This is a genomic window from Hoeflea sp. CAU 1731 (assembly GCF_039888615.1).
Lineage (GTDB): Bacteria > Pseudomonadota > Alphaproteobacteria > Rhizobiales > Rhizobiaceae > Flavimaribacter.
In genome coordinates this window covers 620,024-642,909 of sequence record NZ_JBDQQS010000001.1, presented here as the reverse complement: position 1 = coordinate 642,909, position 22,886 = coordinate 620,024, and the positions used below count along the sequence as shown (strand labels likewise).

The following is a 22,886-nucleotide window of genomic DNA, read 5'->3' as shown; positions in this document are numbered from 1 at the left end:
CCGCTAAGAGCCTATAGGTTGTCCTGCTTCTCTGCGAAAGCGAGAATCGCCTCTTCCGTCAATTGACCCTCTTCATTTATCAAGGCGGCGAAGGGATCTTCAATTCTAGAGCCGTAGCGCTCATCCCGATAGGCATTGACGAGTTTTGGTTTGTACTCAGACGATGCAAGCCCCATGATCGGCCTGTCACGTGGAATAGGACCGATTTCCGGCAAGTAATATTGATCTGACGAGACCAGTCGCGGCCCCTTGCCCGTTTCCGATGAAGCGACTTCCAGATTTTCGTTGGTAAAGCCAAGTTTCGTAGAAGCTTTGCTGATCAGCGCCGGTGGGCTCAGCTTGGAAAGGCCATCCGTGATCTTGTCACCGGCGGAAGCAATCATGTTTGTGCTGCTGCCGTCGCTGTAGGACGCCATGAGATACGGCATGTCACGACCGTCCATACGGGCTTTGCCCATATATTCGACGCGAACTTTCGCTACACCGGCGTTCTTGATTTTGAGCATGTCGGCGGCCTTGCTCGACACGTCGATGATCCGTCCGTGAGCAAATGGACCACGGTCGTTGACGCGTACGACGACAGAAGTTCCGTTCTCAACATTCGTCACACGGGCATAGCTGGGAAGCGGAAATGTCGGATGCGCGGCGGATAGATGATACTGGTCGTATACTTCGCCATTAGCCGTATGGCGGCCATGGAAGTTTGGCCCATACCAAGATGCAAGCCCGACCTTGTCGTAACCCGGTTCTTCCTTCGGGTGGTACCAGCGGCCGTTCACCATATAGGGCTTGCCGATCTTGTAGGTTCCGCCGCCCTTCTTCACGTTCTTGGAAGTCGTAACACGTTTGCTGGCTGAGACGCCGTATTTGCTCTCGCTGAATTTCGTCTTGTTGTTGATGTCGGCTTTATCAGCCGGGCTCGACATGCAAGAGGCCAAGGCAAGCCCAAGGCCCATGACTGTCGCGATACGAACAAATTTCCACGAATCATGACCAGAGGTAGTTCCCCTTGCCATTCTTGTTGCGCGGATGCGCCCCGCATTCAGCATTCCGTCCAGCCCCCGATCGAGCAATCCCCTGTCGCCTTGCTCACTACAACATTCGTACTGTTCGGCAAAGAGCGGCGACCGTCATCTTGGTCAACAATAACCACATCGTGTTGTCAAGACGTCAACGTCAAAGCATGATCCATAAAAATCAATGTTTTGGTTAATGTCAACTCACCGTTTGCCGCGGCGCAAGGCGGACCGCCCGCATTCCTATTTACAGGAGTCGCCAACCGCGCGAATATCGGTAATTGAAACACGCATAGGTAATTGTCTTTTATAGCGTAGGCTATGGAAAGTTTTTTGTGGGAAGCATTACAGTTTTTCATAGGCGTTTTGACGGTCGTCCACTCGGTTTCCGGGTCGATATATGCTTTATGGCGCTGTTCCTGGTTTCTGCGCCAGCCTGCCTGGCGGATGACATCTATCCCGATATCGTTGGCCTTGGGTCGGAGAAGGCGCAGATATTCGCATGTCTTATAATGGCGACGACGTCGTCTTCAGTTCCGAAACGATCACGCAGACCATCACGGAACAACGCGATCGCAGGTTGACCGGCAGCATGCACTCCGAGAGCGGCGCGTCCGAAAAATTCAGCGTCTCGTTTGTCGGCGTCTTTGTGGACAAGAGCCAATTTCGCTGGTCGGAACCGAACGGTTTCGCAGAAGGTCGCATGATCGACGCCGATACCATTGTTTCCTGTTACATCCGCACGACTCCGGAGGGTCAAAACGCGGCCTGTCAGACGCTAAGGCGGGTAAAATAACGATCACAGGTTATTTTTCATCTGCCTGCTTGAAAAGATAAGACTTCTGGCGCAATAAGGCGCTGCCGGAGGAGTGGCCGAGCGGTTGAAGGCACCGGTCTTGAAAACCGGCAGGCGGGAAACCGTCTCGTGGGTTCGAATCCCACCTCCTCCGCCACATCATTGAAATTATTGAATTAAATCAGATACTTGCGTAGTGATCGATTTCGCTATCATAACCACTCACATAACCGGCCGTACGTGCCGTAATGCCGATATTATCTGGAAAGCTCTACGCCCAGATCGGGGGCATCTTCGGGGTGCACGCCAGCACATCCAAATACGTTCCACAATTAAGATAACCCCGGATACAGCCGATGTGGTTCTATCATTTCAATACCGGCATAGGGGCTTGCATGAACCGTCAGCAACCAGAGGCTTGTAGTGGCCGCAAGAACGTAAAGGAAAATTGCTGTGATTCCCGCTCGTGTTCTATCGGCGTGGGTCACTGCGATCGTGATCGATGTCAAGATCGTCAGTGTCAGCAACATATACCATTTGTACTGATTGACGGTCGTGCTGGCGATGGCGAGGCGCACATCGCGTGTTTCCTGGAGGTCATTGAAAATGGCGACGGCCTGATTGATGATCGGAGCAGGCGCATCACTCTCAGCGATATCCATAATGATGATACGAATTTTCTGAAGAGCCTCCTCGACCGACGCCGCCGGATGAAGATTTCCATTGGCTCCCCATTCGTCCGAAATTACCTTTTCGCGATATAGATGCATCACTATTTTAAGGTCAGGCCTGTTCAGGACGTCAGATTCAGCGCTTCCGATCAGGCGATTGATCGCGGATCGTTCAGAGGTGAGTTCCTGATCAGCTTCTGCATGTAGTGTCCAGATGTCGGCAGCAACAAAGCCCAGAGACAGTGCCCATGACGTCGCAATCGTTCCGATGAATGCGCCCACCGGAATGACCAAGGCATCAGTGCGCGCATATCTGGCAAACAGGAGCAGGACCCAATAGGTCATGACGAACAAGGCAAGGCCGAAGACCAGAAACAGCAAGATTGAGGGAAACAGCGCGAGGTTCAGGAAATACGACATTTAAATCCACTCTGGGAAAAACACGGATTTAGTTTTCCTGGATTTATAATCGCTCGGATAAAATTCCGATTACTGAAACTCTCGAGGATTTGCAGCGAACTGAACGACAATCGCGTATCTTAATAAATGCCGGCTCATTTGTGGGGCCGATTGAAAATCCGATGAGTTGTTTATTTGAGTCATTTCTGAACCAATGATGTCAAGGCTGGCGCGGGGCGCACATGGCATCGATATCACCCGCCGGCGCCACATCCCGACACCGATCCCACCGACAAGCGCGCCGTTGAAGCCGATGGAAAGAGCACTGGCCTGGATCACCGATTTTTGTGGAACTGCTGACGAACACCTAGCATCTGTCATGCTATTTTCTTACAAGGGGCGGTAATGTAATTGAACTGGTTTTTCCGGTTACGTTTGCCGGACAGGGGGCCAAATTGAAGAAGTATATTTCTGCGTGCGCTTTGTTCCTTTGTGTTCCACAAACTCTACACGCGGCTGACAGTATCGATGCGGCTCCAGAAGCTTCCACAGTTACAGAAACCAGCGCCTCGGACTGGGCGCTTCAGATTACTCCCTATCTGTGGGCTACCGGAGTAAAAGGGAGGGTTTCTCCATTTGGCGCCGGGCCGACCGTGGATATCGATCAATCATTTTCTGAGGGTCGGGATGGGCTGAATATTGCCGGATTTGTAAATGTATGGGGTCGCTACGACCGTTTTGTTCTCTCGGCTGACATGATGTATACTGATACGAGTGACGGTGACACCTACAGGTTTGCACTCACACCGCAGCTACCACCGTTTGAAGTGACCGTTAAACTGAATACCAAGCAGTTTATGACGACCGTGCAGGGTGGATACCGCGTTATCGATACGCCCACTTTTACTTTTGACGCTCTAGGCGGTATACGTTTATGGCATATTTCCAATGAAATCACGGCCAGTGGGCTTGGAAGGTCATTACGTTATGATGAGGGCTTTGGCTGGATTGATCCCGTTGTCGGAGCACGTCTGTTTTTCAACCTGACGGATAGATTTTCGGTTCAGGCCCAGGCAGATATCGGCGGCTTTGGCCTTAACTCCGATTTGACATGGTCTGTTCTAGCGACCGCGAACTATATCTTGAATGAGAGTTTGTCGTTTTCAGCGGGCTACAAAATCGTTGATACCGATTACGAAAAAGATAATCATGTCTATGACATAAGGCTGAGCGGACCTGTTGTGGGACTTACATACCGGTTCTAGTCGTGAATGGTTTTGTCGCAAATTTAGGCGATCCCGGTTGATGTTAAAGTCCGCTGAGTTTTTCCACCAATCTGGCTAGCCCTATCTTGCTGTCGATTATACGCAGGGCGGGGCGTTTCTTTCTAAAAGAGCGTCGCAGTCCTGTTCTAGGATGATACGACCACCACACAGGAATGCGGTGGTCGGCATATCTCAGTTTACCGGCTCGAACTGGAAAGGTTCGGCGAGCTTAAAGTCTGACGAAACTTCACCTGATTGCAGCGTGACCATGTCAACGCCCAGATCCAGCATTCGCACCCCGGCTTCAGCCGAGAAATCCAGCTTGTTCAGATCGACCCAGAACAGGTTGGGAGAAATGGCTGATTCAACATAAAACAGTTTGTCCTTGTGATCAGCGACAACCCTCCAGCGCGTGGTGGACAAGTTCGGTGCGTCCGGTGTGTTGATGCCATAAGGAACTGAAGCGTTGCGGATCACGCTCATGGCAGCAGCTGCCGCGATGCGCGGGTTATTCGATTTAACCACCATGTCAATGTAAGTATCAGCCCGCGCAAAACGATCAGAAGAACGCGTTGTGCCTGGCAGCACCTCACGCGGGTTGACTTCATGCCAGTATCTTTTCACCGCCAATTGCTGGTCGTATGGGGGATCGTTCGTCATTGTGCGGTATTCGGGGCCGTGGTGAATTACAAGTTGACCATCCAGCCATTCCAGAATGGCACTATCGCCGCTGGCGTCTGAGAGTGAAAGATGCACTTTCGCCAGGCGTCCAGGCTGATCGGGCACGTCGGCGGTTACGACATCGAAGGGATTGGCTTCCATATCGGCGACAGCTTCCGCAACGCTGCCGTAATTGTCCATGAAATACTGCGCCCAGATCGACAGCGACATTTCGGGTGTTTTGCCACCATTTTCGGGATATTCTGACGCCACAAGCCAAAGCATGTTAGCCACTAGTCCGGCTTCATTCATTCCATCCACAGTGGATAAGTCATAACCGGAAACAATCATGCTTCCGTATTTTGACGTCCAGGTCAGTGAATTCTTTCCCGCTTCGCCATTTCGCTCCATACCGCGTGGGAATACCCACAAGTTGGAGAGCATTGGCAGGCTCCAGTCCATGGAACGTGCCGTCAATATGCGGTCTTCCGGTCCATGATATACAACACGGGTGCAGGCATCGGCGATTGGCGCCGCGGCCACTGAAAGCGCAATTGCCAGAGTTAGGCTGCGCCAAAACGATCTGTTTCCTTTCAAAATCATACCTCCAAGTTTGCATAGCGGTCGCCCTTTGAATCTAAAGGAAAAAAACCGGCTGATCCTACTTGGATGGTCGCAAGTGTGTTGGTCAAGATTGAGCAATGATAAACTTATCGCAAGTCACATAAAACTGAAGTTTGCTTGCTGATTGGATTGTATGTCAGGCGAAGAAAGATCAGGCCATTCGGCGGCGCACGCGAGGAACGACGGGAGGGCGTAGTCCGAGATGAATAGCATTTCTTCCGAGTTGCAGCGAGTGCCGGGAGCCGAATTTGCCCAAAGCCGGTCGATACCCCCATATTTTGAATTGGAAAACTGTGCGCTTTGGGGCGCGGCGTTCCGCGAAGTGGCGGGCCGTAGATATCCGACCCGCCCTTCATAGGGAACGCCAGTGGCAGCCGATAGCGCCAGACCAAGCATGATAAAGTTCGTATGGGCGTATTGGAAATCCGTTCCCGGATCGAACAGCATTCCGTGATCGAAGGCAATCTCGAGCAATTCCCTGTCGGTCCATTCGCGAAAGACATGCTTCTCGAAAGCGGCAACGAAGTTTTCGTCCGTGACGTAGTCCGCATAACCCGACGAAGAATCGGCCAGCATCCTGCGGGTAACCCGGTCTTCTGCAGGGTAGTCCGGCAGCCAGGCGTCGATTGTGTCGTCGAGAGTGACCAGACCTTCATCCACGATTTGGAGAAGGATTGTCGTCTGGGAAGCAATCGCCATCGCGCCGATGCGGAATTGCATGTCGGTACGAGACGGAAGACCTGTTATCGATTCTCCTGCGGTTGCAAGTACCTGAACTGCTTCTCCGACGCTGACAGCGACAAGGAGCGCCCTGACGCCATGCTTTACCCGCATTGCTTAGAGGTTTTCCAGAACATCGTCGACGGCCGTTACGCTGAACGGGGCGTTCAGTTCCTAGGCGGAAACCTGATGGAGAAGGACGGAGCCGTACAGGAAAGCCGCGGCAAGCAGCGCCAACATGTCTTTTATTTGCGAAGTCATCCTTCGCCCCTACATTTCCGGCGTCCTGCTGGATATCTGCATGTGCACATTACTTCAGAGGTGCGGAAACAGCCGGACCATCACTGCAAGCCATCTCAGACAAATCCGCCCAATTACTACTTCGAAATATGAAACAATAACCAAAAGTGCATAAAGCTGGTAGCGTTTTCGGTAAGGCGGACGGAGGAATTTCTACCATCGAAGAGCCATTCATGGAATTGCCAACCGGTTTCGATCGCTTTGAATCAACCGGCGATTTTCTAAGTACGTACCTCTACTGCCCTGCCCTCACCCGATTTGGCGGTGATTCAAAACACATTTCTTTTATCTGTTCGGGCTCGTAGAACTTCCCGCCCATTCATTTTTCCTGCAAGAGCTCGAATCACGCCAGATTAAAGTAGACGGCGCGCATTACTCTACCGGACCCAGGACCAGCGTTTTGTGCCTTAAGGAATGCGTGAAGGATCACATCTGGATGGTCTTGCAGTCTATAAACTATTATCCGCAATTTCCTTGGACAGCTTTGGCCTCGATCCCTATTACTGTCTCAGGGTTGAACGAATGAAGGACTACATATCGATGAAAACATTAATTGCCAGCCTGTTTGCCGTTTCAGTTCTTGCCGCAACCACGGCTTGGGCTGATGACGAAAATTCCAAGGAAATGTCCGAATCTGAAGCCGGGGTTGAGTCGATCGCGGAAGAAGCCGACGACGCGCCAGCCGAAATACCGAACGCCTTGAAAGGCGATCAGATGGGCACTGAATCTTCAGATGGGGGCAATTGAGTTTGCCACTGGTGTTCCTGACAATAAGTTCTTTCCATCGGCTGCAGAGTCTGTAGCTCCCACAGAAGAGCGTCGCATTAGTCGCGGCGAATTCAAATTCGCCACACCAGGCGCTCTTTTGTGAAACTCGCCTCCAAAAATCTCCACTTTCTTGACATCGCTGTCGGCAGACTGTCCTTTAAGGCCTTTGAGACGATACTGTCTGCGTGGAGATATATCCGCAACCAGGGCGCGGGTCTTTTCCGTGGCGCAATTTCGTGTAGAAAGGAGCCCTACTGCGGCTTTGGCGGATACTGCGAACTGGAAGTGATTTTTACCAGAATTGAGATTTTAATCTGTTCGGCCATGGGATTGCGGGCTTGAACGGATCGGAGAAGAAAATAATCCTCCACATGGGGACGGAGAAAACCGGAAGCACTGCAATTCAGCATGTGCTTGACCGCAACCGTATGCTGCTGAGTGAGTTTGGAATTCGGTTTCCTGAATCCGCCGGATCACATATCAACCACACCTACCTTTCGGTCTATGCGCAGGACGACGATGTCTTCGACAATATAAAAGCGCATGTTCTCGCCTCGCTTAAAATGGATATCGGGCAGTTCCGCCACTGGTTCGAACAGCAACTTTCCACAGAGTTTTCAGAAGGAAAACGGTGGCGAACCTCAGTGCTCAGCACAGAGTTGATCCACAGCCGCATTACGCGCCCCGTTGAAGTCGAGCGCTTGAGTTATTTGTTGTCCAATTTTGCAGGCGACATCCAAATTCTGATATTTCTCCGCCGTCAGGATGAGTTGGCCTTGAGCAGATATTCCACTGCGATCCGCGCAGGGTACGGCCGTTTTAACGGTGTCTTCGAAAATAACATCTCCGCGCAGGCCTATTTCAGTCTGCCTTCCGATCGCGTGATTAACGACTATCGAGACTACTATGACTATCGAAACGTCATTGAGCGTATGTCGGATATATTCGGTCCGGATACAATCAAGGTGGCGCTGTATCCCGATTCTTTCGGTCAGGGAGGACTTGTGCGCTATTTCAGTTCCATGCTTGGGATCGATCCGGACTTATTGCAGCATGGAGATGCCAAACTGAACAATGCCATGAGCGCTGAGGCTCAATTCGTCATGGCGTCAGCTAACAGCGCGGGCAAAATGTGGAAAACTAACGGAGAACGCAATCTGGACATGAAGGAACTTCAGCGTGAAATTGAGGCGGTTTTTCCTGGGTCGCCACGCCAGGTGCCCCGGGATGACGCCAGATCCTTCACCGAACGGTTTGCAGATTCAAACGAATGGGTGCGTGCTCGGTATTTTCCGGAGAGAAAGACGCTGTTTTCTACCGATTATGTACACTATCCGGAATCCATAGATTATTCCGTGTTCAGTTCAAGGCTTGCGAAGCACGCGGAGGCTTATTCGGAGAGAGCCTCGCAACTGACCAGAAAGACCAATCCACTGCATCTCAGGTTCATGGAGCGGTTTCTGGGTAGATCGCTTCGCGTCTAAGTCTTTGGGAAGAGTGATGCGCTCGCCAATCCACGACGTTACGAAGTCTAGAAAAGCGCCCTCGGTCTTGAGGCAATCGGTCATTCGCGCCTACTACAAACTCAGGAACAGGCAATTGAACTTGTTCTACCGATTTTCGGAGAATAGTCCGCAACGAGGAAAAGAATTTGAGATTTCACTGATCAGGATACTGGGTAACGACCATTATCCAAGGCATGGTCGTGGACAGACCCTGGACAATGTGAAATTCATTCTCAAGCACGAACCATCGATCTCCGGAATCCGGAAACTGTTTGTACTGAACAGGATTGTGGATCCTGAAGCTGAAGCGTTGCTCATCGACGAACTCGAACAGGCGGGCATGGAGTTCATGAAAATTCCATTCATTGCGGACGAGTATCGCAAGGTTGGCTGGGATCTTGATGAGTTTGGCGGCGTCCAGTTCTTCAAAACACAAGACTTTAGACGCGCTGCGAAGGTCATGCAAACAAAGATGCAACTTTGGGCGACTTCACCGAAAATTCGGTACCTGATGAACGTCAACGGCGCGCGGAACACTGCGCTCGAAATAGGCAGGCGGATATCGGACTGGACCTTTGCGCTTGATAGCAACTGCTGCTTCACGAAAGTGCAACTGGAACGTCTCGTTGCATCTTGTCGCGCCTCGCCGCACATGCCCTATGTCATCGTGCCAATGGTCAGGATCGGTGATAATCAACGCTATTTTGGTCCAGAATTGAACTATTCGCTATTTGAAGAACCTCAGATTGGGTTTCACTATCTGACACAGGAAACCTTTGACGAACGATATCCATATGGCGTTTCCGACAAGGCGCATTTTCTTAAGTGCTTAAGGTTGCCTGGCAAATGGCTCTGGTGGGGCAAAGAAGCTTTCATGCCGGGTGAAGCGCATCCGTTTCCCGACAGATATCGATACAAGATCAGCGCCGGCGGCGTGATACGGTTGTCCTCCGGCACGCACGGTCTTTCGGATACCAACGAAAAGAGCCAGAATATTCGCTACCACGGACGCAATGAGTCCATTCTCAAGACGATAGCTCATATGGAGCAGATGTACGGTGTACCCGTAGACACAATCCGCGATATTATCCTGTCTGATTATATGTCCAGTCTTGCACAAGTCGAACCATAGCGTTCGTCAAGTTCTGCGATGGCGCGGAGAATGCCGTCATCCCGGTTGGCCATGCGCCGGACAGAAGACTTCCTGCCAGTTTCCTGCGTGACATTGCCGGAGTAAAGGCGCCCTACCCAACCGTCCGACATTACAAAACGCCCCCACTCGGGGCAGGAAGGCGCCGGCGGAATATCCCACGGGTCGACCTCCCAATGGTCCCATGGTCCCCGCACGCCAAGACGCATCAACAGCTCAGCTTTCGGCGATCTTCCATAGGGCAGCCTGGGGTCGAAGCGTTCACCGGAGAGCTTGTGAAACATTATCTGGGGTTCTTCGCCGCAGTCCGGCGAAAAATGCTCGTCCAGTATGGTGTCGTTCTCAGTCAGTCTGTGCATGGGCACGATGTGATACGGGAAGATGATCGACCGCTTTGCTGTTTGACGAATGTCCCGCCATCCCCTGCCCGATATCATGCAGTTGCCATCGAAAGGCAGGATCCATTTTGCGCGTTTTCTGCCATGTTCGAGGGCCGCATTGCGCGCGCCATTGTTGTTGATCGCGTAGAGAATTTTCGGTCGTAGCGCAGCCAGAACCGCGCGGTTTCGAGCTTTTTCGTCAAGGGGTTCTCTGGAGCCGTCAAGATAGGGCGCTACGTCAGAGTTGTTTTCAATGCGTGCGTAGTCATCCGGTTCGAAATCGATTGTGAAATAGTTTTGTTTGTAACTGTCCAGACGGGCGATGATTTCATGACGCCTGGTTTCATCGAAAATACGATTGACGACCCACCATTTCTGACAGTCCTCGAACTCCGGTTCATGCTCCAGGCAAAATTCAAGATTGGCCAAAGTCTGACCGGGCCTGTGCCGGGGAGGCAGATCGTTGCCCAAAATGCGATAGAGCGCAAAGTCATCTTTCCCCTGGCGATAAGTTTCAGAGGCGCCCGATTTTACGTAGACCTCTCGCTCTTTCCTCAATCGATGGGCGTGAAGAAACGGTGCAACATATTTGTTTTGAAGTTTTTGCAGTTTTTTCAAGACATACGGAGTCATTGGGCGCTTGTCAGCCTTTAGCCGCTTTTTTGCTTTCCATATGTCTCGCCGAGATGGAACAGGGATCTGTAAAGGTCACTGCTCTTTTCCAGTTCATCGTGTGTTCCATTGGCGATGACATAGCCATCATCAAGCAGAATGATGCGATCCGCCGCCTGAATCGTCGAAAGACGATGCGCCACGATGATGAGCGTACGGTTTTTCGACAGCTTGATCTGGGAGTTGATAATCATCCTTTCGCTCTCGCCGTCCAGAGCCGACGTCGCCTCGTCGAAAATGATTACCGGAGACGCCTTCAATATGGCGCGCGCAATGGCGATGCGCTGACGCTGGCCGCCTGATAGGTTGGTCGCATTGGGCCCTATATGCGTATCAAGGCCGTCGGGGAGATCTTTGGTGAATTCCTCGACATTGGCAAGGCGCACCGCTTCGCGGATCTCTTCGTCTGTGGCGTCCGGTTTGCCATCACGAATATTTTCGCGAATGCTGTTCTCGAACAGAAAGACATCCTGTGACACGAGTGACACGGCCTGACGCAACTGCTTGAAGCCGATCCGGTTCAGATTGACCCCGTCGAGCTTGATTTGTCCGGCGTTCGGCGAGACCAGTCTCAAAATAAGATTGATGATCGTCGTCTTGCCTGATCCCGATCGTCCGACAATCGCAATTGTTTCACCCGGCGAAACTTTGAAGGACACGCCATGCAGGAATGGTTTGTTTTTCTTGTAGCCAAACTTGACGTTCGCAAATTCCAACTCGCCTTTGACTTCATCGAGAACTACCGCGTTCTCCGCGTCAGCGGTTTCCGCTTCCTTCTTGTCCAGAAGTTCATACATTCGGCCGATCTGTATGAGTTTCCGTTGCAGCGAGACATTCACGGATGCGAGCCTTTTTGCGGGCTCATAGGCGAACAGGAACGCCATGATGAACGCCATGAATTCGCCAGGGGTCTTGCCGTTCGTCAGGCTTTGCCAACTTGCATATACGATGAAACAGCCGACGATAATGCCGCCAAGTGTTTCCATGACCGGACTTGCGAAGGCTGCCAACCGTTCCAGTTTTAACGCCCGCTCTTGCATGCTTTCCACGGCGTTGGAAAAGGTCGTTCTGGTCTTGTCCTCAAGCTGGTAGGACTTGACTGTGCGTATGCCCTCCAGTGCTTCGGAACCCAGCGAATAGACCTGTCCGGCGAGTTCGTTCTCCGCTTTCGAAAATTCGCGCACCCTGCGGGTGATCGAGGAGAGCGAAATAATAATCAGCGGGAGCGCGAGAGCCGCAAACATGGACATCACAGGCTCCTGGAAAACCATCACACAAACCAGGCCAAGAAGCGTTAGAATGTCTCGGACTATCGTCGTGGTGACAGTCAGGAAAGCATCAGCGGCAGCCTTCGCCTGAAGCACGACTTGCGCGATTTGCTTTGACGGGTGCTTGTTTGAAAGAAATATCAGGCTTTGCGACGTCAGCTTCCGGAACTGCAGTGTTTGATAGTTGGTTACGACGTCGCGTCTCAGCATGCCGTTGAACACGACGCCAAAATATGTCGACAGCCCCTTGATAATGGCGACCGAAATGACCGCTGCGGCGACGAACCAAGATGCAGTCACATTCTGATCGACGAAAATCTTGTTGACCATTGACCGTGTAAGCAGGGCGAAAGCCGATGTCGAGGCCGCCACAAAAACCGAACATACCAGCCCGGCAAGATAGATTCGGACATTACCTGGCATACTCTCCCGTAGCAGGCGTTTTATGATTGAGAGAGATTCAGATGCATTGGCCTTCATTTCACTGGTTTTAACGAGATCCAGGACCCGCGGCCTGTTGGCGGAGCTACTCAAAACGAACTCTATATTTTGCAATTGTGTTGGCGGTGGATAAAATAGTAGCAATCTTTTCGGGAGTGTCTAACATGCTCGATACAACTGTGAAATGAAAAATTGGCCGGTCGCAGGAGCGGTTTAAAGAAAACGTTAAAAAGTTTCAGTATCTGAGAAATAGAAGACATATCCGTCCGATTGATGGCGGTATCGTGTCATATTTCGTCATTGCATGTTCGCAATGGCATCACAAGGGCGCTGTGATCCGCCATGGTCACATTGTGATGAATTGATGAATAGTAACCATTTTAAAGCTTCGGATTTTGATCTCCAGAACACCAGAATTTATCTCGGTCCTCTACCCCGGATTGGAACGTTGGCGTTGAATAAACAACAGCCGGGAATTACGAAGCAATATCGCGCGGCGGTTTGCTGCACGACCCACAAGCGACCCAAAATGCTGGCGAGGCTATTGTCTTCCTGGCAGAACCTGGAAATACCGGGGAATGTGGATCCGTTTTTCATCGTAGTCGAGAATGACGCAAAGGAATTGTGCCGGAAAATCGTTGAGAATGCGCAGCGGCAGCTCTCACCCTACGACGTGATCTACGCGTCGGAAGCTGTGCCTGGAATACCGGCCGTCCGGAACAAGGCCATTGAAACCGCTGTTTCCGCTGGCGCGGATCTCATTCTTTTTGTTGATGACGACGAGACCGTCAGTTCGCAATGGTTATCCGAAATGGTGCGCACTTATGACGAGACAGGCGCCTTTCTCATCGGCGGTCCGGTCTTCGGAAGCATTGCAGAAGACAACTCCGACACATTACTGCTGCGCCTTATCCGCAGAGGTCTTGATGCCCGATATCGTCGGATCGCCGATAAAGCCGAGCGGAAATTGAAAAGCAATCAGGGTCACACCATCACGGTAGTGACTTGTAACTGGCTTGCTGATGCGCGACTTTTTACCGATTACAATATGTCATTCGACGTAAGCCTCAGCGAGACGGGCGGCAGTGACGCCAAATTCTACCGCACTGTAAGCAGGCGCCTGAATTTGCCGACCAGTTGGTCGCCCAAGGCAGTGGTTTACGAAACTGTTCCACCAGAGCGACTGACACCGAGGTACCAATATTACAGGGGTATGGAACAATCACGCAATTCCATGCATCAGAAGCTTGAGGAATACCCCAAAGTGGTTGTTTTTCCGATGATTCTGGGAAATATTGCAATCCGCGTGATCACCCTGACCGCTCTTGTTTTGACCATTCCCTTCAACGCTGGCCCTGCTCTTGTGCGCATCTTGCGATCTGCAGGCTGGCTAGCAGGCCGAATAAGCGGATTTTTTGGCGCGCGCTCCAAACTGTATGAGAATTTCAACGGGTCGTAATTTACCGGTCCACGGGTATAACCTTCACCAGGTCCGTCTTGGTCCCGTGTCGATGTGATAGAATCCGCCCGGATAATATTTGTATCCCCCAACTTCGGGTTGGGATTTCAGGTAGGCGACTACCGAAGACGGATCGCCGCGCACCGAAAAATCAACAGCTTTACATTTCAGGTGGTAGGAATTGCGAGCTCCGCCTTTACGCCGGTTCTCATACCACCAGCGTTTCGTGGAGTGCACGTTAACTGGACCATAGCGCTTCGAAACCCGATTCAGAACGCGTTTCAGCTTCCTTGGCACACACCATTTGGTATCCTGATATGAAACGGTTGATGATGACGTTCCAATCCATCCGAAACCAGGCAGACTGGAACAGCCCGATAACGCCAACATCGACGCCAGCACCGCTAACGTTACTTGTTTTCGCACTTTCATGTCGCCTCGCACCGTTCGTCTGTGACTTACAAAATTGCTGTCATTTGATTAAGATTGTCATGAAAAACGTGGTTAACTGGCGAGATTGATCAGGATGCGGTTTACCTGACATGGCGAAAGTTTTTGGTGCGCCAATTATAGAAGCGATGGCGAGTCCACTGTCGGAACTTGCTGTTGATCGCTCCAACGCTAGTGATGGCGCCCTCCTGAAAGTAAATTTCCAGCGCGCCACTGCGTCTCAATGATTTTCCAGTGATCAAAACGGCGCCGGAGTAACATCGTGGCATGCTAATATGCGCGGCCACTACGACAAGGTCAGATTCATCACACGCGGCGCCGAGGAACGCCAAATCCTGGATCGTTGTGATCTTCAGGCCGTTGTGAGAACGTCCAGCGCACCAAGCGCCCTTGGCGCAGCTGAATGTATTGTGTCCATTAATATCAATAGCTTCGAAAAATGAATGAAAGTGTTGTCTCATATTTGAAGTGGAGGTTGGGACGTCGCCGGAAGCGTGGATGGATGGTGTCGCGACTGAATTTAGGTCAAAGGCATCCTTCCATTGGTCGACGATAAATGCGGATGGGCGCGCTCTATTCGCTGCAAGGCCATTGTCATCTATCAGGGCGACCAGCGCGCCGTCTTCTGAAATGATCGCCTCAGGCAGTTCGCCAGGCGCCGCGCCCAGCCCCCAAGAAATTCCGATAATGAAAAGCGCTACGCCGAAAATCCGCAACCAGGAGCGCATCAGAACGAGTATCAGGAAGCCGACGAGTGCGACGAGAAAGGGCTGGGATGCGATCCTTCCGGTAATCGCGTCACCGCCAAGCCGTTCTGTTTGCATTGCGATGGCTATGACTGCGTCCAACCCTGCTCCCATGATCTGCAACGGCCAGTATTCAAGGTGCAATGGCATTGCGATGAGGGAAACAAGACCGAAGGGCATGACGACAAATGTCACGACAGGCATGGCGGCCACATTGGCAAGGAGACCGTAGGGCGCGATCCGTTGGAAATGTTCGACTGCAAAGAGGCCGGTCGAGACGCCGGCGACAAGGGATGTGAAGGCAATTCCAAGAATGAATTGCAGCGCCACTTTCAATGTCCGGTTTATGGAAAGAAAGGACGCCTGATCGTAGTTTCTCGTTCGCCTCGACCAAACGGCATAGGCTGATATCAGGGCGATGGTCGCCGCAAAGGACATCTGGAACCCGGGACCGATTACGGCGGAGGGCTGTATCAATATAATTATAATGGCCGCAAGGGCGACGTTTCTCAGCGTCAGGGCCATTCTGTCAATCAAAACCGCGATCAGAAAAATCACGAACATGAGCCATGCGCGCTGCGTCGAGACTGCGCCGCCCGAAATCAGCAGATAGGCGGTTGCGGCGGCAAGCGCAAAGAGCGCCGCGATCTTTCGTGTCGATCGTGTATGAACCAGATAGGGAGAAAAGCTGAGCGCGCTGCGTACGAGCAGCAAGACCGTTCCCGCAACAAGCGCCATATGCAGGCCTGAGATCGCCAAAATATGCGCCAACCCACTGGCGCGGAGGGCGTCGACAGTCTCCTTCGATATGGAGCGTCTGTCGGCAACCGCCAGCGCGCTTGCAAGTGCTCCAGTGTCGCCCGGAAGCACAGCTCGAATTCGGGTGGCTATTGTTTCTCTCAAACGGCTGAGCGTGATGGCAACTGGCTGTGCGCCAGTGTGATCGGTGGTGCGTGTATCGCCTGTAAGCGGCTTTCCATAAAAATAGCCATAGGCGCCCAAGCCTTTGAAATAGGCGTCAAAGCCGAAATCGTAACCGCCAGGCAACGCAGGGCCGGATGGCGGACCCATTTTGGCGAGGCCTTTTATGGCGCCGCCGATTTCCACTGGTTTGTGGTCTGCCCTGGCCAGAAGTCTGACGGTTTCCGGGGGGCGCCCAATAATTGGATCCGTGGTGCGGACGAGTCGGATCGTGTAACGCCAATAACGCCGATAATCGACATCGCGGGCCAGCACCACCCCTTCCAGCCGCGTCGTGATCTCACTGTCGAGTATCGTTGTCGCTCGACGCATAGTCTCGACCTGGGCGGTTGTCATTCCGGTCGCAAATCCGGCGACAAGAAATACGACATATCTGTAGAATTGCCGATTCCCGAGCACCGCGTACGCCAGCCATGACGCCAGGAAAAACAGAAATATTACAATCGCAGACGGCGCTCGATAAAATCCGAACCAGACGGCCGCCCCAAAAGCCATGGCGACCGGAAACCACAGAAAATGATGTCCGTATGCGACTTCTTGTTCCCATGCCTGGCAGATCTGAATTGAAATGGACCGCAATGCCTCGACAAGGTCGCGTAACGCGAACCGGTGTGGCTTTGGAGAAGGCACCGAGGTTTTGGATATATCCGAGTTGCCGGTCTCCATGGAAGAACCGGCGGCATCCTGAATATTTTCAATCTGGTTGCTGGTCATACCCAGATACAATCATGGGTTTAGTCGTGCGGCAATGGCTGTGTGGGAACTTGCGCTCTTGCACATGTGTGTTACATGGACCGCCGTTTCCGGTTCCCACACAGAGGCCTCCATGTCAGGTGAAACCATCACCCGTTTCGCGCCGTCCCCGACGGGATTTTTGCATATCGGCGGCGCACGCACCGCGCTCTTCAACTGGCTGTGGGCGCGTCATTGCGGCGGCAAGATGCTGCTTCGGATCGAGGATACGGACCGCAGTCGAAATTCCGATGAGGCGGTGGCGGCCATTCTTGATGGACTTTCGTGGCTGGGCGTGACCTGGGATGGTGACCCGGTTTCACAATATTCTCGTGTGGAGCGCCACAGGGAGGTCGCGCAGGAGTTGGTTCGACGTGGTGAAGCCTACTATTGCTATGCTTCACCACAAGAACTTGAAGACATGCGGGAGAAAGCCCGATCTGAAGGACGCCCTCCCCGGTATGACGGGCGCTGGCGCGATCGAGATCCTGCAGAAGCGCCTGCGGGCGCCGCCGGCGCAATCCGCATCAAGGCGCCGAAGGAAGGCGAGACACTTGTCGCAGATAAGGTGCAAGGCGATGTCCGGTTTCCGAACAGCGATCTTGATGATTTCATCATCCTGAGATCCGACGGCAATCCAACTTATATGCTAGCGGTCGTGGTGGATGATCACGACATGGGCGTTACGGATATCATTCGCGGTGACGACCATCTTACCAACGCCGCGCGTCAAACGGTCATCTATCACGCGTTGGGCTGGGATGTGCCGAGTATGGCGCACATACCGCTGATACATGGCCCGGACGGCGCAAAATTGTCCAAGAGACACGGAGCGCTGGGTGCAGAGGCTTACCGCGCAATGGGGTTTCTGCCTGAAGCGCTTGCCAATTATCTTGTCAGGCTTGGATGGAGCCACGGCGACGATGAAATCATGTCAATCGACCAGATGATTGAATGGTTCGATATTGGCGATGTCAACAAGGGCGCGGCGCGGTTCGACGTTAAGAAGCTTGAAGCACTTAATGCGCATTATATTCGAAGTAGCGATGACAAATACCTGACAGACGCCCTTGTTTCGGTTCTGCCGGAGATCGAAGGAGGCGCCTTTTATATCGAGCGATTATCTGACAGGCGTTACGCGCAGTTGCTTGAGGCCATGCCTGGATTGAAGGAACGTGCGCGGACGCTCGCGGATCTGGCGGATGGAGCACGTTTCATCTTTTCCGAACGGCCGCTGGAGATGGAAGAAAAAGCCGAAAAGATACTCGCCGAAGGCGGCAGGGATGTTCTGGCGAAAATCCTGCCCATACTGGAAGGTGTGGTGGATTGGTCGGTCGAGGCGACGGAAGATGCGGTCCGGGACTTCGCTGAGGCCAATGAACTCAAGCTCGGCAAAGTCGCGCAGCCGTTGCGATCGGCTTTAACCGGACGTACGACCTCACCAGGTATTTTCGATGTCCTTGCAGTTCTCGGAAAGGACGAGAGTCTTGGTCGAATTCGTGATCAAGTCGCTTGATCTACAAAGCCGGCGCCACTCTGGTTTCGTCATTAAGCTATTGAAATAGTATAATAATATTTCGATTGTTCGGGATCAGTAAGTCCTTCAGAGCTTCGGTTCCTTTTCCTGGGAGACTATTTTCCTATATGGCATTGCATCGATACACTTTTGCCTCTCTTGGCAGGGCGTCGGAAATCGGCTAGCAACTGCACACCAATCATTGCGGCGCTGCACATCTTGCATTCCGTTTTGTATTTTCTGTTGAAGGGGACCAGTATGACGGCATCGAACGCCAAGCTTTCCGTCGATGGGAACGATATTGAACTTAAAGTTCGTAACGGATCCATCGGACCTGACGTTATCGACATCGCCAGCCTGTATAAACAGACAGGCAAATTTACCTATGATCCAGGATTTACCTCTACGGCGTCTTGTGAATCCCAGATCACCTATATTGATGGTGATCAGGGAATTCTCCTCCATCGTGGATATCCGATCGACCAGTTGGCAGAGCACGGCGACTTCCTTGAAGTTTGCTATTTGCTGCTTTACGGGGAGCTTCCCACCAAAACCGAAAAGGCTGATTTTGATTATCGCGTGACGCGGCACACAATGCTTCACGAACAGATGTCGCGATTCTTTACCGGTTTCCGTCGTGATGCGCATCCTATGGCGATCATGTGTGGCGTCGTCGGCGCGCTTTCCGCCTTTTATCACGACTCAACTGATATCACCGATCCCTATCAGCGGATGGTCGCCAGCCTTCGCATGATCGCGAAAATGCCGACAATTGCGGCTATGGCTTACAAGTATCATGTTGGCCAGCCCTTTGTTTATCCGAAGAACGATCTCGACTACGCCTCCAATTTCCTGCGCATGTGTTTCGCGGTGCCCTGTGAGGAATACGAAATCAATCCGGTTCTGGCGCGCGCCATGGACCGTATTTTTATTTTGCATGCGGATCATGAACAAAACGCATCGACGTCAACGGTGCGCCTTGCAGGTTCTTCGGGAGCCAATCCGTTCGCCTGCATTGCTGCTGGCATTGCGTGTCTCTGGGGACCTGCCCATGGCGGCGCCAATGAGGCCGCTCTCAATATGCTGAGTGAAATTGGTTCGGTCGATCGCATTCCGGAATTCATTGGACGCGCCAAGGATCACAACGATCCGTTCCGCCTGATGGGATTTGGGCACAGGGTCTACAAGAATTACGACCCGCGGGCGAAGATCATGCAGAAAACAACGCATGAAGTGCTCGGCGAGCTTGGCATCAAGGACGATCCGCTCCTTGACGTAGCGATCGAGCTTGAAAGAATTGCTCTTACCGATGAATATTTCATCGAAAAGAAGCTTTATCCAAATATCGATTTCTACTCTGGCATCACGCTTAAAGCGCTTGGTTTCCCAACGACCATGTTCACTGTTCTCTTCGCCTTGGCGCGGACCGTCGGCTGGATCGCACAGTGGAAGGAGATGATCGAGGATCCGAACCAGAGGATCGGTCGTCCCCGTCAGCTCTACACCGGTGAAGAAGAGCGGGACTACGTGCCGCTATCAAGTCGCGGCTAAAGTTATGACAGGGGCCGGCACGTGTTGCCGGCCTTTTTTTTCTGGAAGCGTCGTCCAGCTACGGTCGCGTCACGCTGTTGCTGACTGAGCGTCGATCCTCGCAAAAATACCTTGAATCTGGCACAGTGAAGCGATCCGAATCACTGTGCTCGAACTGAATCTGAAATCGCAACAAGGCGCGCCATCGACCATGGATGACAATAACGATCTGTTCTCGAAACTGACCGTATCGCCCTCGCCCGTTCGGCGAGACAGCAGCGTGCCTTCCAAGGAACGGTCTGCAGCAGAGACGGAGAAGAAACCGAAACGGTCTCGTTCGCATCCGGTTTCAACGGAAGATGGCTATTCTGCGTCTGACATTGAGGTCCTTGAGGGGCTTGAGCCCGTTCGCAGACGTCCGGGAATGTATATTGGCGGTACGGACGTCGGAGCACTGCATCACCTTTTTGCGGAAGTGATCGACAACTCCATGGATGAGGCCGTCGCTGGCCACGCCAATTTCATTGAAGTGGAACTGGGAGCGGACGGTTTTTTGACCGTGACCGACAATGGACGAGGCATCCCGGTAGACGCACATCCGAAATTCAAGAACAAATCCGCTCTCGAAGTCATAATGACGACTTTGCACGCCGGCGGTAAGTTTGACTCCAAGGTCTACGAAACTTCGGGGGGCCTGCACGGCGTCGGCGTCTCGGTAGTCAATGCGTTGTCGGATCGGCTCGAGGTAGAGGTCGCGCGCGGTCGGCGGCTATACAGGCAAATATTCGAGCGTGGATTACCTGCCGGAAAACTGGAAGATCTCGGCGAGGTTCATAATCGCCGGGGAACACGTATTCGCTTTCATCCCGACGCCCAGATCTTCGGAGACAATGCGCGTTTCGAACCGGCGCGTCTTTTGCGCATGGCTCGCTCCAAGGCTTACCTGTTTGGGGGCGTTGAAATCCGGTGGAATTGCGACCCTTCTCTGCTGAGTGAAAAGGACGAGACGCCTGACAAGGCGGTGTTCCATTTCCCGGGCGGATTGAAGGATTACCTGGAAGCCTCCATCGGAGCCGACCATAAGGTGACGCGGAATTCCTTTTCCGGGCGCAGCGAAAAGAAAGGCGGACACGGAACGGTCGAATGGGCGGTTACCTGGTACACGGGCGATCCATTCATGAATTCCTACTGTAATACGATCCCTACTCCCGAAGGCGGGACGCATGAAGCCGGATTCCGGCTCGCTCTAACGCGCAGCCTCAAAGCCTACGCGGAACTCACGGGCAACAAACGCGGCTCGATCATCACGACGGACGATGTAATGATTTCGGCTGCCGGCATGCTTTCTGTGTTCGTGCGCGAACCCGAATTCGTCGGGCAGACCAAGGACAAACTGGCGACCGTTGAAGCACAGCGTCTCGTGGAAAACGCAGTCCGTGATCCCTTTGATCATTTCCTTGCCGACTCCCCGCAGGATGCGGCGCGGCTTCTCGAGTGGGTCGTCGAACGCGCAGATGATCGGGTTCGTCGACGCAAGGAACGCGAAGTCAACCGCAAGTCTGCGGTGAGAAAATTGCGGCTTCCTGGAAAGCTCGCTGACTGTTCCCAGGGAACGGCGGCCGGCGCGGAACTGTTTATCGTCGAGGGAGATTCGGCTGGTGGATCGGCAAAGCAGGCGCGAGACCGTTCGAACCAGGCCATTCTTCCGCTACGCGGGAAAATTCTGAATGTTGCCAGCGCAGGCCGAGACAAGCTTGGCGCCAACCAGCAGATCGCCGATCTCATCCAGGCGCTGGGTTGTGGGACGCGCACGAAATACCGGGAAGAGGATCTGCGATACGAGAAGGTGATAATCATGACCGACGCCGATGTTGACGGCGCTCACATCGCTTCTCTGTTGATCACATTTTTTTATCAGGAAATGCCAGACATGGTCCGTGAGGGTCACCTGTATTTGGCGGTGCCTCCCCTGTACAGGATTACCCAGGGCAGCAAGACGCTTTACGCGCGTGACGACCCACATCGCGAAGAACTGTTGCAGACGGAATTTGCCGGAAAAGGCAAGGTAGAAATCGGACGCTTCAAAGGTCTCGGGGAAATGCTGCCCGCTCAGTTGAAAGAGACGACGATGCACCCAAACAAGCGAACCCTTCTCCGCGTCCAGATTGATGACGCAGCAATAGAAGACACCCGCACCGCCGTTTCAAATCTCATGGGAACAAAGGCGGAAGCGCGGTTCCAGTTTATCCAGGAAAGAGCTGAATTCGTCGAGGATCTGGATATCTGACGCGTATGGTCACGCTTCGAGGATCATTTCGAAGCCGCCGTAGATCAGGCGTTTGCCATCAAACGGAAATTCGAATTGATCCGGCTGCATCCTGGGATCTTCCATCACTTTCTGCATGCCTTCATTGCGCGCAACGCGCGATGGCCACGTGATCCAGGAAAACACCACCGTTTCATTTTCTTCCCGCTTAACAGCCGTGGGGAAGGATGTAACTTCACCGTCGGGCACGTCGTCGCCCCAGCATTCCACCACTGTCAAAGCGCCATGCTCCTTGAAGACAACAGCCGCATCTTTGGCGTGCTTGAGGTATTTTTCCCTGTTCGCGTTTGGAACTGCTGCTACAAAGCCGTCTACATAGGGCATGGTCTAATTCCTCTCATCAGATTTCGGCTCAGGGCCGAGCGGCAGATTATTGCCGTATGGTGACGATTGAATGTTCATCGCTTCAGCAATGTCAGCTTTGATATTCGCCGCATGTACGCTGATACTTGTATTACAGGCGTCCCGACCGAGTGTACGGATTTACGTGTCATATTCTTCTGGAGGCTTG

19 protein-coding genes and 1 tRNA gene are annotated in these 22,886 nt (G+C 52.7%); 10 read left to right on the top strand and 10 right to left on the bottom strand.

The window, feature by feature from the left end; all coding sequences use genetic code 11:
• Nucleotides 1–11: 11 nt before the first annotated feature.
• Nucleotides 12–1,016, bottom strand: a complete 1,005-nt coding sequence (locus AAFN47_RS03080; RefSeq protein ID WP_499807943.1) for a septal ring lytic transglycosylase RlpA family protein — start codon at nucleotides 1,014–1,016, stop codon at nucleotides 12–14.
• Between the two features lie 502 nt (nucleotides 1,017–1,518).
• Between AAFN47_RS03080 and AAFN47_RS03075 the strand changes: the two genes are divergently transcribed.
• Nucleotides 1,519–1,812: a hypothetical protein gene (locus tag AAFN47_RS03075; RefSeq protein ID WP_499807732.1), complete on the top strand. Its 294-nt coding sequence runs from the start codon at nucleotides 1,519–1,521 to the stop codon at nucleotides 1,810–1,812.
• A 67-nt stretch (nucleotides 1,813–1,879) separates the two neighbouring features.
• Nucleotides 1,880–1,969, top strand: a tRNA-Ser gene (locus AAFN47_RS03070).
• 175 nt (nucleotides 1,970–2,144) lie between these two features.
• Here the strand turns inward: AAFN47_RS03070 and AAFN47_RS03065 are convergent.
• Nucleotides 2,145–2,903, bottom strand: a complete 759-nt coding sequence (locus AAFN47_RS03065) for a bestrophin-like domain (RefSeq protein WP_499807731.1) — start codon at nucleotides 2,901–2,903, stop codon at nucleotides 2,145–2,147.
• A 69-nt stretch (nucleotides 2,904–2,972) separates the two neighbouring features.
• Nucleotides 2,973–3,263, bottom strand: coding sequence for a hypothetical protein (locus AAFN47_RS03060; protein ID WP_499807730.1), 291 nt, complete (start codon nucleotides 3,261–3,263; stop codon nucleotides 2,973–2,975).
• Nucleotides 3,264–3,337: 74 nt separating this feature from the next.
• Here AAFN47_RS03060 and AAFN47_RS03055 point away from each other — a divergent pair, with 74 nt between their 5' ends.
• Nucleotides 3,338–4,147, top strand: a complete 810-nt coding sequence (locus tag AAFN47_RS03055; protein ID WP_499807729.1) for a hypothetical protein — start codon at nucleotides 3,338–3,340, stop codon at nucleotides 4,145–4,147.
• Between the two features lie 192 nt (nucleotides 4,148–4,339).
• Here the strand turns inward: AAFN47_RS03055 and AAFN47_RS03050 are convergent, their stop codons facing one another.
• Nucleotides 4,340–5,410: a linear amide C-N hydrolase gene (locus AAFN47_RS03050; protein WP_499807728.1), complete on the bottom strand. Its 1,071-nt coding sequence runs from the start codon at nucleotides 5,408–5,410 to the stop codon at nucleotides 4,340–4,342.
• A 117-nt stretch (nucleotides 5,411–5,527) separates the two neighbouring features.
• The gene (locus AAFN47_RS03045) at nucleotides 5,528–6,265 is read right to left on the bottom strand and encodes a serine hydrolase domain-containing protein (protein WP_499807727.1); all 738 of its coding nucleotides are present in this window, start codon (nucleotides 6,263–6,265) and stop codon (nucleotides 5,528–5,530) included.
• A gap of 708 nt (nucleotides 6,266–6,973) precedes the next feature.
• Here AAFN47_RS03045 and AAFN47_RS03040 point away from each other — a divergent pair.
• From AAFN47_RS03040 to AAFN47_RS03030, 3 genes are all read left to right on the top strand, one after another.
• Entirely contained in the window at nucleotides 6,974–7,198 is a 225-nt protein-coding gene (locus tag AAFN47_RS03040) for a hypothetical protein (protein ID WP_499807726.1), read from the top strand.
• A 359-nt stretch (nucleotides 7,199–7,557) separates the two neighbouring features.
• Complete coding sequence (locus AAFN47_RS03035) at nucleotides 7,558–8,703, top strand: hypothetical protein (RefSeq protein ID WP_499807725.1); 1,146 nt, start codon at nucleotides 7,558–7,560, stop codon at nucleotides 8,701–8,703.
• Nucleotides 8,704–8,818: 115 nt separating this feature from the next.
• Nucleotides 8,819–9,856 (top strand): hypothetical protein, encoded by a 1,038-nt coding sequence (locus tag AAFN47_RS03030; RefSeq protein ID WP_499807724.1) that lies wholly within the window; start codon nucleotides 8,819–8,821, stop codon nucleotides 9,854–9,856.
• Here AAFN47_RS03030 and AAFN47_RS03025 read toward each other — a convergent pair.
• Both AAFN47_RS03025 and AAFN47_RS03020 read right to left on the bottom strand, forming a co-directional pair.
• Nucleotides 9,823–10,683: a hypothetical protein gene (locus tag AAFN47_RS03025; protein WP_499807723.1), complete on the bottom strand. Its 861-nt coding sequence runs from the start codon at nucleotides 10,681–10,683 to the stop codon at nucleotides 9,823–9,825. The genes AAFN47_RS03030 and AAFN47_RS03025 overlap by 34 nt on opposite strands.
• A 221-nt stretch (nucleotides 10,684–10,904) precedes the next feature.
• Nucleotides 10,905–12,617 carry an ABC transporter ATP-binding protein gene (locus AAFN47_RS03020; RefSeq protein WP_499807722.1) on the bottom strand — a complete coding sequence of 571 codons (1,713 nt, stop codon included), beginning with the start codon at nucleotides 12,615–12,617 and terminating at the stop codon, nucleotides 10,905–10,907.
• A gap of 382 nt (nucleotides 12,618–12,999) precedes the next feature.
• On the opposite strand from AAFN47_RS03020, the gene AAFN47_RS03015 reads away from it, so the two are divergent.
• Entirely contained in the window at nucleotides 13,000–14,094 is a 1,095-nt protein-coding gene (locus AAFN47_RS03015; protein ID WP_499807721.1) for a glycosyltransferase family 2 protein, read from the top strand.
• 24 nt (nucleotides 14,095–14,118) lie between these two features.
• On the opposite strand, the gene AAFN47_RS03010 is transcribed toward AAFN47_RS03015, so the two are convergent.
• A complete protein-coding gene (locus tag AAFN47_RS03010) occupies nucleotides 14,119–14,484 on the bottom strand; it encodes a YcbK family protein (RefSeq protein WP_499807942.1) in 366 nt (121 codons plus the stop codon).
• A gap of 143 nt (nucleotides 14,485–14,627) precedes the next feature.
• Nucleotides 14,628–16,766, bottom strand: coding sequence for a ComEC/Rec2 family competence protein (locus AAFN47_RS03005; protein ID WP_499807941.1), 2,139 nt, complete (start codon nucleotides 16,764–16,766; stop codon nucleotides 14,628–14,630).
• 331 nt (nucleotides 16,767–17,097) lie between these two features.
• On the opposite strand from AAFN47_RS03005, the gene gltX reads away from it, so the two are divergent.
• The 3 genes from gltX to parE all read left to right on the top strand — a co-directional run bounded on the left by gltX (nucleotide 17,098) and on the right by parE (nucleotide 22,336).
• Nucleotides 17,098–18,519 (top strand): glutamate--tRNA ligase, encoded by a 1,422-nt coding sequence (gltX, locus tag AAFN47_RS03000; RefSeq protein WP_499807720.1) that lies wholly within the window; start codon nucleotides 17,098–17,100, stop codon nucleotides 18,517–18,519.
• Nucleotides 18,520–18,777: 258 nt separating this feature from the next.
• Nucleotides 18,778–20,070: a citrate synthase gene (gene gltA, locus AAFN47_RS02995; RefSeq protein WP_499807719.1), complete on the top strand. Its 1,293-nt coding sequence runs from the start codon at nucleotides 18,778–18,780 to the stop codon at nucleotides 20,068–20,070.
• Between the two features lie 190 nt (nucleotides 20,071–20,260).
• Nucleotides 20,261–22,336, top strand: coding sequence for a DNA topoisomerase IV subunit B (gene parE / locus AAFN47_RS02990; RefSeq protein WP_499807718.1), 2,076 nt, complete (start codon nucleotides 20,261–20,263; stop codon nucleotides 22,334–22,336).
• Nucleotides 22,337–22,345: 9 nt separating this feature from the next.
• Here the strand turns inward: parE and AAFN47_RS02985 are convergent, their stop codons facing one another.
• Nucleotides 22,346–22,699, bottom strand: a complete 354-nt coding sequence (locus tag AAFN47_RS02985) for a DUF1428 domain-containing protein (protein ID WP_499807717.1) — start codon at nucleotides 22,697–22,699, stop codon at nucleotides 22,346–22,348.
• Between the last annotated feature and the right edge of the window lie 187 nt (nucleotides 22,700–22,886).